Genomic DNA, 11,770 nt, shown 5'->3' with positions numbered 1-11,770 from the left:
CCCGCTGTTCCGTTGGAGTGAAAGAGCGCCGTGCGGACTCAGAACGGGTAATGCCGCGGCGTTGTCTGCACGGTCACCCAGCGTAGATCCGTGAACTCGGAGATCCCCGCCTTACCACCGAAGTGACCGAATCCGCTCGCCTTGACGCCACCGAACGGCATCTGCGCCTCGTCGTGCACCGTCGGGCCGTTGACGTGGCAGATGCCGGTCTCGATGCGCCCAGCGACGTTCATCGCGCGCGCCACGTCGCGACTGAAGACGGCGGCGGACAGTCCATACTCATTATCGTTCGCGCACGCGACGGCCTCATCGTCGCCATCGACGCGGACAATCGCTTTAACAGGGCCGAACGATTCTTCGTGATAAATGGCCATTTCCGGAGTAACGTGGTCGAGCAAGGTGGCAGGCACCAGCGTGCTGTCGGCCTTGCCGCCGCAGACGAGCGTGGCGCCCTTGGCGAGCGCGTCGTCGATCAGTTGATTGCAGCGCGCGACCGTCGTCATGTCGACGACTGAGCCCAGGACGGCCGGCCCCTCGCGAGGGTCTCCGAGGGGCAGGCTCGTCGCCTTGGCCTTGAGCGCCGCTACGAATGGGTCCGCGATCGCGTTGTCCACGATAATGCGCTCCGTCGACATGCAGATCTGTCCGGAGTTGGCGAACGCGCCGAACGCCGCGCCCTGGACGGCGGCATCGATGTCAGCGTCGTGCAGCACGAGCAGCGGCGCCTTGCCGCCCAATTCGAGCACCGACGGCTTGAGATACTTTGCGCACTGCATCGCGATGATCTTGCCCACCCGGGTCGATCCGGTGAAGTTCACGCGTCGCACGGCGGGCTCGGCGATGATGGCATCCACGATGGCGCCCGCATCTTCAGGCGCGTTCGTCACAAAGTTCACGACACCGGCGGGCAGGCCCGCATCCTGCAGCGCTTCGACGATCAGGCCGTGGGTCATCGGGCAAATTTCCGAACCCTTGAGTACAACCGTGTTGCCGCATGCCAGCGGCAGAGCGATCGCACGCACGCCCAGAATCACGGGTGCGTTCCACGGGGCCATGCCGAGCACAACACCTGCCGCCTGGCGCACGCCAAGTGCGACGCTGCCGGGAACATCGGAAGGAATCACTTCGCCGCCGATCTGCGTAGTCAGCGCTGCCGCCTCGCGAAGGCCGTCGCTTGCCAGCTTGACGTTAAAGGCGGCCCAGAGATGCGATGCGCCGGTTTCCGAGGCCATAGCCTTGACGAACGCGGCTTCGCGCGCCTGCAGCGCATCTGCCGCCTTGTATAACAGCCCGCGGCGCTCGGTCGGCCCCATCGACGACCATTTTGGAAACGCCCTGGCGGCGGCAGCGACGGCTGCCTTCGCGTCGGCGACTGACGCGGCGGCCGCCGTGCTTGCAACGGTGTTGTCGAGCGGGTTTCGGCGTTGGAACGTTGCCCCATCACGCGCGTCGACACGCTCGCCGTTGATCAACATGGATACCTGGTTCATGCCTCTTTACCTTCCAGTTAAGGTGCCCTGACGGACAGAAAAATGCACAAGCAGTTAGCCGATGACAATCTCGACCAGCCGCGTCTCGCCCGACGCCAACGCTTGCTCCAGCGCGGCTTTCAGATGACCCGCATGTGAAACCCGAACGCCCTCGCACCCCATCCCCTTGGCCAACGCGACGAAGTCCAGTCCGGACAGATCGGTGCCCTGTACAGGATCAGTCGGGGCGAAGCCGAAGACGGGCGCGAACTCCTGCAAGGCGGCGTAGCGGGCATTGTTAAGGATGACGAAAGTAATCGGCAAATCAAGCTGCACGGCGCTCCAGATGGCCTGAGGCGAGTACATGCTCGACCCGTCGCCGATCAGCGCGATCACCCGATTTTCCGGCTTCGCCAGCGCCACGCCGACGGCAGCCGGCATGCCATAACCCAGTCCCCCACTGGCCATCGTGAAGAACGTATGCGCACGGGTGAATGGCAGATAGCGCTGCATGACCGGCCGCGCGCTCGGTGCCTCCTCGACCACCACATCATTTGCCTTGCGCACTTCGGCCAGCGTTTGCAGCGCGAAAGCCGCCGAGATGACCTCGGTTGCCTGTGCCCGCTCCGCGGCGCGACGGGGTGCCGGATACTCACGCGAGGTCGGTGGCGACGCGGCGATCAGGTCGCTCAGCCCAAGTTTCAGGTTGGCCACGATCGATGTTCCGACGGGCGTCCACGCTGCCGTCGCGGGATCGTCGATGATCTGGAACAGCGTCGCCCCTGCGGGGACATGGGGACCTCTGCCTTCCACGTGATACGAGAAGGCCGGCGCGCCAAGCACAAGGATCACGTCGTGCCCTTCGAGAAGGCTAACGATCTTTTCACGCATGGCCGGCAGAAAACCGGCGAACAGCGGATGATCTTCTGGAAAGCTGCACCGCGAGGACATCGGCGCGACGTACACGCTGGCGCTTTGCTGCTCGGCGAGCTGGACCACCTCGTCCCAGGCACCAGCGCGATCGACCTCCGCGCCGACGACGAACGCGGGATTACGGCACCCGGCGAGCGCCTCGCTGACAAGCGAAACCAGCGCGGGCTCCGGGCGTGCGCGCGTGCTCACCTGCGTCGACTCGACCATTTCCGCGGGCTGATCCCAATCATCAACTGGAATCGACACGAAAACGGGCCCCTTCGGCTCCTGCATGGCGATGTGCCAGGCGCGGGCGATTGCGAGCGGCACGTCGGCGGCGCGTGCCGGCTCGATACTCCATTTGACGTACGGCTTGGGCAGCTCGGTGGCCTGCGAGGCGGCGAGGAACGGATCGAACGGCAGAATCGAACGCGCTTGCTGCCCAGCCGTCACGATCAGCGGGGTACGGTTCTTGTAAGCGGTAAAAATGTTCCCCATGGCATTCCCGACGCCCGCTGCTGAGTGCAGATTGACCAGCGCGGCATTGCCGGTCGCCTGCGCGTAGCCGTCCGCCATGCCCACGACGACAGCCTCCTGGAGGCCGAGGACATAGCGGAAGTCTTCTGGAAAGTCGCGAAACATCGGCAGCTCTGTCGACCCGGGATTGGCGAAAACGGACGTGATGCCGAGCCGCCTCAACAAATCGATCACGGCGTGTCGAACCGTGATCGTCGCTGCGCCATGACGGCCAACGGCCTGTGTGCTGTGCTCCATGTACATGTCCAAATACGTCGACCTTCGTTAGCCGACCGTGATTGCGATGGAGCGGAGTATGGAAGCTGGACTGTTGTTTGAAAATTGCCAAATCAGTCAAAACTCATTACATTTTGGCATGACTTGCTGGAGTTCGAGCAGTGCCTCGACTACGGCTCGCCCTTGTCTGGCGCGCATTCACGGTCGCTCGCATACTGTCGCCCGCCGAAGCGACTCAGGGAAAATACCGACGCCATACATGGATGTAATCTGTGCAACGCTTGCACCAAGCTCCCCTTTTTTGTGTCCCCCATCTCCGTTATGAGCTTCAGCCTTCAACAGCTGCACATGTTCACAACCATCGTCGATTGCGGCAGTCTGGGACGTGCAGCAAGCACACTCGGATTAACGCAACCGGCACTGAGCCGCGCCATCAAACGACTTGAATCGACTGTCGGGTCACCCTTGTTCGAACGTCATGCCAAGGGTATGCAACTGACGGCGATAGGCGAGGCGCTGCTGCCGCATGCAATGTCGCTTCAGCGAGACGCCGAAAATGCACAAGAAGAACTCGATGCGATGCGCGGACTCAAAAAAGGAGTGATCAAAGTGGGGGCGGTAGCCAGCATTGCGACTCTCGTGCTGCCGGTCGCGTTGGGTAATGTTTTGAAGAAATGGCCAAACCTTCGCGTCGAGGCGCACGAAGGCGTTTGGGATAAGCTTGCGGAAGGCCTTTTAACACACGAGATCGACATCGCACTCGCAACATCAGACGTTCAAACCGACGAGATTTCAGCCATCGCCGACTGCCGCTGGACCGATTACAGCCACGTTGTCGCCTCCGCGAACCATCCCCTGCGACGCAAGCGCCAGCTTCGTCTCGAAGACACGCTGTCGCAGCAATGGACCCTGACACCAGAGGGGACCAGTCCATACGCACACATGAAATCGACGTTCGCGACAGCAGGAGTCCCCTTCCCCGAAATTGCGGTACAAACGCGCTCTGTGACGCTCATCAAGAGCCTCGTGGCACGTTCAGGGTTCATCACTTGGATGTCGGAACCAATGTACGACATGGAGAAGGCGGCGGGCATTATGGATCGGCTGAAAATCGACGGACTAGAGGCCCCGCGTACACTCACTGCATTCAGGCGTCGCGACGGAATCCTGCCCGCCCCCGCAGTAAAACTGTTGGACGAATTGCGGCATCTTACGAGCGGCATACCCGAGCGGGCATAGCGTCCCGACGATTCCAGGATCCGTCGTTCACCTTTAAATACGGCTTTCTTCACTATATCCAAAGCGTTCCATTTTCTTTCGGATACCTGCCGCACCGGCTCGCACGATGCACGTAGGTGCAGCTCTCAGCTATTACGATGCGCCTCTGCTTGCAATGGGCCAAGGTGTGCTGCAGCCGGGAGGGATGCACCAGAACCCACAGGAGATGGCACGCTTGGCTCTATCCAATATGGAAAGGGCAATCCCACGCTTGAAATTCTCGAAGCCATTGCGCGATTTTTCGAGCCGGAGACTTGTCAGTTACTCAGCCCGAATCGCGGACAGACTGCGTCCGCCGTCAATACAGGAACGCGCGGTAGAAGTCTTGGGCGCTGGCCGTTTACTGAAGTCAAACCTGCAGATCTCAGTGTGTTATCGAAAGAGGACCGGAAGAACTTGAGTACCAAATCGCCTAAACGGGGAACAGACTAAAAGCAAGTTCCGCCGGCAAAATGAAAACCTGGCGACTAGCGCTCACACAACAACGACCTATCAGTTTTCTCGTAAGTCATCTCGACACAAAAATAAGTCGACTTTCATTTTCCTTCAATCGACACGAATAGGCCCGGCGGTCGATGCACCGGGCCTATTGGCGCTTACTTAGCCGTCGGCATTGCGAATTCCGCGCCCTTGCCGATGCTCGAGGACCAGCGCTGCATGATCGATTTTTGCTTCGTGTAGAACCGCACGCCTTCTTCGCCATACGCGTGCATGTCGCCGAACAGACTCTTCTTCCAGCCTCCAAAGCCATGCCAGGCCATGGGGACCGGGATCGGCACATTGATGCCGACCATACCGACTTGGATGCGTCGAGCGAACTCGCGCGCGATCCCACCGTCACTCGTGTAGCACGACACGCCATTTCCGAACTCGTGCGCGTTGATCAGCTCGACCGCTTCCGCAAAATCCTTCACGCGCACGCACGCGAGCACCGGTCCGAAGATTTCTTCCTTATAGATACGCATGTTGGGCGTAACGTGATCAAACAAAGTACCGCCAGTGAAGAAGCCGCACTCGCGCCCCGACACACGCAGACCCCGGCCATCAACGACCAGTTGGGCACCTTCTTTCACACCTTGATCGATATAGCCTTCGATGCGCTTCAGTGCTTCGCCGCTAACAATCGGCCCCATCTCGACCTCAGGCGACATACCGTCGCCGATCACCAGGGTACGCGCGCGCTCGGCAACCATCGGCACGATCTTGTCCGCGACGTCACCGACCAACACCGCGACACTGATCGCCATGCAACGCTCGCCAGCCGAGCCGTACGCGGCACCGATCAACGCATCGACCGATTTTTCCAGGTCCGCGTCAGGCATCACAACAAGATGATTCTTCGCACCGCCGAGCGCCTGCACGCGCTTGCCTTGCTGCACACCACGCTGTTGCACGTATGCGGCGATCGGTGTCGACCCAACGAAGCTAACGGCATGAACATCCGGATGATCGAGCAGCGCATCGACCACCGGCTTACCGCCCTGCACGACGTTGAAGACGCCAGCTGGCAAGCCAGCCTGGGTCAACAGGTCAGCCATGAACAAGGATGCCGAAGGATCGCGCTCGCTCGGCTTCAGCACAAACGTATTGCCAGCCGCGATTGCAACCGGGAACATCCAGCATGGCACCATGCACGGAAAATTGAACGGCGTGATACCGGCAACGACGCCGAGCGGCTGACGCATCGTCCAGTTGTCGATGCCGGTGCTAACCTGATCAGTGAAATCGCCCTTGAGCAACTGCGGAATCCCGCACGCGAACTCGATGATATCGATCCCACGCGCAACTTCGCCCTGTGCGTCGGAGAACACCTTGCCGTGCTCTGCGGTAATGATTGCCGCAAGCGTGTCGCAATGTACGTTCATCAGTTGCAGAAAGCGCTGCATGACGCGCGCACGACGGATGGGCGGCATATTGGACCATGCCGGAAACGCTGCGTGCGCAGCGGCAACCGCTTGCTGCACTTCGTCTGGGCCACCGAGTACGACGCGGCGCGCCACCTGGCCGGCTGCCGGGTTGAACACCTCCTGGAAGCGCTCGCCATGACCGGCAACACGCTTGCCATTGATGTAGTGGCCGACATCGTCGGTCGAGGTGAATGCGGGTACGGAAGTCATTGTTTCGTCTCCTGATGTGGAAGTCCTCAGTCTAGGTAAATGAGGGGTATGGGAAAAGATCAGTAAGATTGATTCACTGTTCAGAATTCCGAATAATCTCAGAATCAATCTTCAAAATGTCTTGACCTTTGGCAGCATCTCCCTCCTCACGGCACCAACTACAACGAAAAGCTTCACAACCGCGGCACATCGGCTTGTCATCAGCAAAGCGGCAATAAGCCGATCTCGACGAAGCGGCCGTCGTGCCGCTCGTTCGCTGAACTACGCGCAGCGTAACGTTGGAAGCTCTGCAAAACGTGCTCGCTACTCGTTGCGCGACAAACTATCTGGCGCGGCGCGGCACACACGTGCATCTTAATAAACTAATACATCAGGATTACGAATTACATTACGTGGCAATGAGGCGACTGCATTAAGCTTCGAGCCGAACAAGTCACCGTATTGTTTACGGTAAAAGACGCAAACATAACAACGTCTGCGGGCAATCGCGGAGGCGTCATGGATCCACCGCGACTGCGTGAGTCACACTACACTACCTTACGCTGGGATCGAGCCCCGTATCTGCCACGTGAGCACGAATCCGTTCAGCTTTCATATCGAGTGACTGGCACATCCAGTAGTAGATACCCGCTGACACCGCAAGACCGACGACCATGCCGACGTCCGTGCCACCAAGCAAGCGAGCCACCGGTCCGGTATAGATCCCGTTCGAGAAGAACGGAATCATCGTGGCAAATCCAACGAAGTATGCTGTGAGTCCTCGCCAATTCCATCGCCCATACATCCCGTTTGGATTGAAGATTTCCCTCACCGAATAAGTGGTTTCCCGCACCAGATAAAAGTCGACAAGGTTGATCGCGGTCCATGGGGTGAACAAGTACAGGAGAATTCCCAGGAAATCGCCGAATTTCGTCATGAAGTCACCCGACGCGCCCAGTGCAAGAGTTGTCGCCGCTATAGCGACGATCACAAGGCTGACAAGGCGAGTGTTGGTGGTTGGACGCGAAGGCCGACATGAATCGACGATGCTCAATAGCGTGAGCGACGCGCCATAGAAATTGAGGCTCGTCATTGTCACCAACGTCGCCAGCGACAGTACAAGAGTCACCGTGCCCAATCCCGGATAGATCCCATTGCCTACGGCCTGGACTGCCGCAGAAATATCGAGCTTCGCATACAACGCTGCTGCCGCAGCACCGACAAGCATCATCCATGTACCGCCGATAAATGCACCGAGATAGGTCCACCAGAACGAAGCCCGGACACCAACGTTCGGTGGTAGATAGCGCGAATAGTCAGAGACATAGATCGACCAACTCAGTTGATAGGCTGCCGCTGCGAAGAACTGCGCAAAAAACGGGATTGTCCGGAAGCCACTCATGCTGAATTGTGCTGAATCAAAGTGAACGTTGAATATCAGACCCACACAAAACACGGTAAGCACGACAATCATGGCTGCGGCAAGCCATTGCTGCGCCTTATGAATCAAGTCATGCCCGAGGACCGCAACAGTAAGCGATAGCACGGTAAATATAACTAGACTCCCTGTCGTGTCGGCGTGGATCAGATGATGAATCGTATCGCCAGCAAGCACCTGATTGAATGCGTTGTAACCGACGTAAGTGACAAGCGCGACGATCCAAACGAGAAGCGCGCCCATGTAGCCGAATTGAGGACGCGACTGGATCATCTGTGGCAGACCAAGTTGCGGGCCTTGGGTCGAATGGAATGCCATGAAGAACGATCCCAGCGCGGAGCCGAGCACCACGGCGAGTGCCGTGCACAATAGGTTTGCACCCATGGCGCTACCGATCGCACCCACTGCAAGCGTCGCGATTTGCGCGTTGCCCGAAAACCAGATGGGCCCCAAGTGCCATACTTTTCCATGTCGTTCGGATAACGGCACATAGCCGATTGAACGCCGCTCAACGGTCAGGCTGATCTTGGGTCGGGTCCGAGAAACGGACGAGGTACTCTGCTGCATATGCGTCTCCTATTTTTTCGATATAGGCGGCAATGTCGAGGCACCGCGCCCAAACATGCGACCTGCACGCGGGCAATCATCTTTCCGCATGAGGTAACTGATCAATACGATCCAACGTCAAGGAAACGTATCACCCTGAACCGGCGCAACCCACGGATTTTCATTGGTCGTCCATCGTTCGAGTTCTTCGTATTCAGAGCAGGGATTTGGTATACGCGAACTTTTTAAGCTCCACTTACCATTCCTCATGTTCCATGAAGTTCTGCTCGCTACTTCCTTCAGATGTCGACATTGACGATGACACGCCCACGCAACCGCCCGTCGAGCAATTTCGTAGCCAACGGAACTACTTCGGCAAGGCCAACCTCGTTGAAGATCAGGCTTAGCTTCGATTGGTCGAGATCGGTAGAAAGTCGCCTCCACGCGACGAGACGGTCCGCACGTGGGCACATCACGCTGTCGATGCCCGCCAGTGTCACGCCTCGCAGGATGAACGGCGCCATCGTAGCCGGGAAATCCATCCCGCCAGCCAGGCCGCAGGCCGTAACGACGCCGCCATACTGAGTGCTGGCGCAAATATTGGCCAAGGTATGACCTCCAACCACATCGACTGCTCCCGCCCAGCGCTCGCGCGCCAAGGGCTTACCTGGCTCGGAAAACCCCTGGCGGTCAAGCACTTCGACTGCGCCGAGTTGCTTCACGTAATCGGTCTCCGCGACGCGACCTGTGACTCCAACCACTGAATAGCCAAGCTTCGAGAGTACTGCGATCGCGACGCCGCCGACCCCACCCGCGGCACCGGTAACAACGATTTCGCCCTTGTCTGGCGTCACGCCGTGTCGCTCCAAAGCAAGCACGCACAGCATTGCGGTGAAACCCGCTGTACCGATCGCCATCGCATGTTGAGGCGTGAATTGCTCGGGCAGCGGCACAAGCCAGTCGCCGTTCAGACGAGCTTTCTGCGCAAGGCCACCCCAATGCTGCTCGCCAACCCCCCAGCCGTTGAGCAGAACGTGGTCGCCCTTTCGAAATTCGCCATGGCTGCTGTCTTCCACGATACCGACCAAGTCGATGCCTGGCACCATCGGAAATCGTCGCACCACCGGACCGCGCCCTGTTATCGCAATCCCATCCTTATAATTGAGTGTCGAATGACTCACACGTATGGTTACATTGCCATCTGGCAACTGCGCCTCGTCGATATCCTTAAGCGTCGCGTAGTAGCCTGCCTCATCCTTCTCAATCAGAATTCCCTTGAACATACGGACTCCTTTTCCCGTAGTACGGGGCGTACGATGGCAGTCCAGACAGAGGTGAATCCACCTCGCCCCGCCTCTCTATAGTCCATTTGGAGCAGCAAGCCTCGGTTTGCGCCGAAACAGTGCTGTCAACCGCAATACCCCGGTCCGTCGCTATAGAACGCAAGATCCCCGACGGCCCTCGGTATCGGCAAAACGGTATCGGTCAGTGCGCCGCCTTCATGCCGACAACGCTCGGCCTCGAATTTATCTCCGTGGATATACTTTCTCGCTTCCGATCGGCTCGAATCATCTCGCTGGCGCGCTCCGCGATCATCAACGTTGGCGAATTCGTGTTTCCCGACGTGATCGTTGGCATGATCGAAGCGTCTACGATCCGTAGGCCGCTCACACCATGCACACGAAGCCGGGAATCGACGACCGAGTTCGGATCACCCGCCTTGCCCATTCGGCATGTCCCGACCGGATGGAAGATGGTCGTTCCAATGTTTCCGGCCGCATATCGCAACTCTTCTTCGGTCTGAAATTCAATGCCGGGAAGGATTTCTTTAGGCCGAAACTGTTCGAGTGCGGGTGCTGCGACAATGCTTCGAGTTAGCCGCAGCGCGTTGGCCGCAACATGAAGGTCTTCCTCCGTCGACAGATAGTTGGGCGCAATTCTTGGCACTATCAATGGATCACTCGACGTAATGTGCACGCTACCCCGTGACGACGGTCGCAATTGACAAACGGACGCGGTAAACGCGTCGAACGGATGAAGAGGCTCACCGAATCGTTCGAGCGAAAGTGGCTGCACATGGTATTGGACATCGGGGCGCGTCAGTGATTTGTCGTTCGGATCGGACTTCGCAAATACGCCAAGTTGCGACGGCGCCATTGCCATCGGCCCGGTTCTACGTAATCCGTACTCTAGGCCAATCATCAATTTCCCCCACCAGTGAGCACTGAGAGTATTCAAAGTCCGCACGCCATCGACTTTAAATGCCATGCGTAGCTGCAGATGATCTTGCAGATTCTCGCCAACGCCTGGCAAATTCTTGACCACTTCGATTCCCAGCTTCGCAATGCGATCGGCATTTCCGACTCCCGACAGCTCCAGCAATTGAGGAGAATTAATGGCCCCCGCGCAAAGGACCACTTCACGCCTGGCTCTAGCCACACACTGGGTTTCGCCCAAATTGAACTCGATTCCCGTACAACGCATATTGTCGAAGCGAAGCCTCTTTGTTTGCGCGTTGGTCAGGATCGTGAGATTTCCGCGCTTTGCCGCAGGTCGAAGATAACCCTTGGATGCATTCCACCGGATGCCATTTTTCTGGTTGACGTCGAAGTACCCGACGCCGGTGTTGTCACCTCTATTGAAGTCATCGGTTGCAGGTATGCCGACCTGCTGTGCAGCTTTCCCAAACGTTTCGAGAATATCCCATTTCAATCGTTGCTTTTCTACACGCCATGGGCCTCCGGCGCCATGAGAGTCACTCTCGCCACCGTAATAATCCTCACTTTTTTTGAACGTCTCGAGAACCGACTCCCATCGCCATGACGAATCACCCGTCATTTGTGCCCATTGGTCGTAGTCCTCTCTTTGACCGCGCATGTAGATCATGCCGTTGATTGATGAACAACCACCAAGAACCCGGCCTCGAGGATATGCCAGTGCTCTTCCATTTAAACCTTCTTCTTCACACGTTTTGTAGCGCCAATCAGTTCTAGGATTTCCGATGCAGTAAAGATAACCCACGGGGATATGAATCCAATGGTAGTCGTCTTTTCCTCCAGCCTCGATCAGCAGCACGGATACGTTGTCATCTTCGCTCAAGCGATTCGCGACAACACATCCAGCGGTACCTGCTCCAACCACAATGTAGTCGAACTCCCCAACCGATTGATTCAAGCGGGGTTCGTTAACTTTTCCTGCAGACATCCTACCTCCTCGATTTGGTGCATATCGACTGCTCCTCGCTCCAGACATCTTCCTTCGCAGAAGTACATCCGATG

General features: G+C 58.0%; 7 protein-coding genes. 1 reads left to right on the top strand and 6 read right to left on the bottom strand.

Annotated elements, in window-relative coordinates:
• Positions 1-38: 38 nt before the first annotated feature.
• Both NH14_RS02780 and mdlC read right to left on the bottom strand, forming a co-directional pair.
• Entirely contained in the window at positions 39-1,490 is a 1,452-nt protein-coding gene (locus NH14_RS02780) for an aldehyde dehydrogenase (protein ID WP_035521690.1), read from the bottom strand.
• 54 nt (positions 1,491-1,544) lie between these two features.
• The gene (gene mdlC, locus NH14_RS02775; RefSeq protein ID WP_052147809.1) at positions 1,545-3,155 is read right to left on the bottom strand and encodes a benzoylformate decarboxylase; all 1,611 of its coding nucleotides are present in this window, start codon (positions 3,153-3,155) and stop codon (positions 1,545-1,547) included.
• A 300-nt stretch (positions 3,156-3,455) separates the two neighbouring features.
• Here mdlC and NH14_RS02770 point away from each other — a divergent pair, with 300 nt between their 5' ends.
• Positions 3,456-4,373, top strand: a complete 918-nt coding sequence (locus NH14_RS02770; protein ID WP_035521692.1) for a LysR family transcriptional regulator — start codon at positions 3,456-3,458, stop codon at positions 4,371-4,373.
• Between the two features lie 635 nt (positions 4,374-5,008).
• Here NH14_RS02770 and NH14_RS02765 read toward each other — a convergent pair.
• The 4 genes from NH14_RS02765 to NH14_RS02750 all read right to left on the bottom strand — a co-directional run bounded on the left by NH14_RS02765 (position 5,009) and on the right by NH14_RS02750 (position 11,696).
• Positions 5,009-6,529 (bottom strand): CoA-acylating methylmalonate-semialdehyde dehydrogenase, encoded by a 1,521-nt coding sequence (locus NH14_RS02765; protein WP_035521694.1) that lies wholly within the window; start codon positions 6,527-6,529, stop codon positions 5,009-5,011.
• A 532-nt stretch (positions 6,530-7,061) separates the two neighbouring features.
• Entirely contained in the window at positions 7,062-8,513 is a 1,452-nt protein-coding gene (locus tag NH14_RS02760) for a purine-cytosine permease family protein (protein WP_035521696.1), read from the bottom strand.
• Positions 8,514-8,791: 278 nt separating this feature from the next.
• A complete protein-coding gene (acuI, locus tag NH14_RS02755; protein ID WP_035521698.1) occupies positions 8,792-9,775 on the bottom strand; it encodes an acrylyl-CoA reductase (NADPH) in 984 nt (327 codons plus the stop codon).
• Between the two features lie 202 nt (positions 9,776-9,977).
• Complete coding sequence (locus NH14_RS02750) at positions 9,978-11,696, bottom strand: GMC family oxidoreductase (protein WP_052147781.1); 1,719 nt, start codon at positions 11,694-11,696, stop codon at positions 9,978-9,980.
• Positions 11,697-11,770: the final 74 nt, after the last annotated feature.

It is taken from the genome of Paraburkholderia sacchari (assembly GCF_000785435.2).
GTDB classification, from domain to species: domain Bacteria; phylum Pseudomonadota; class Gammaproteobacteria; order Burkholderiales; family Burkholderiaceae; genus Paraburkholderia; species Paraburkholderia sacchari.
This window is presented reverse-complemented; position numbering and strand designations above follow the sequence as displayed.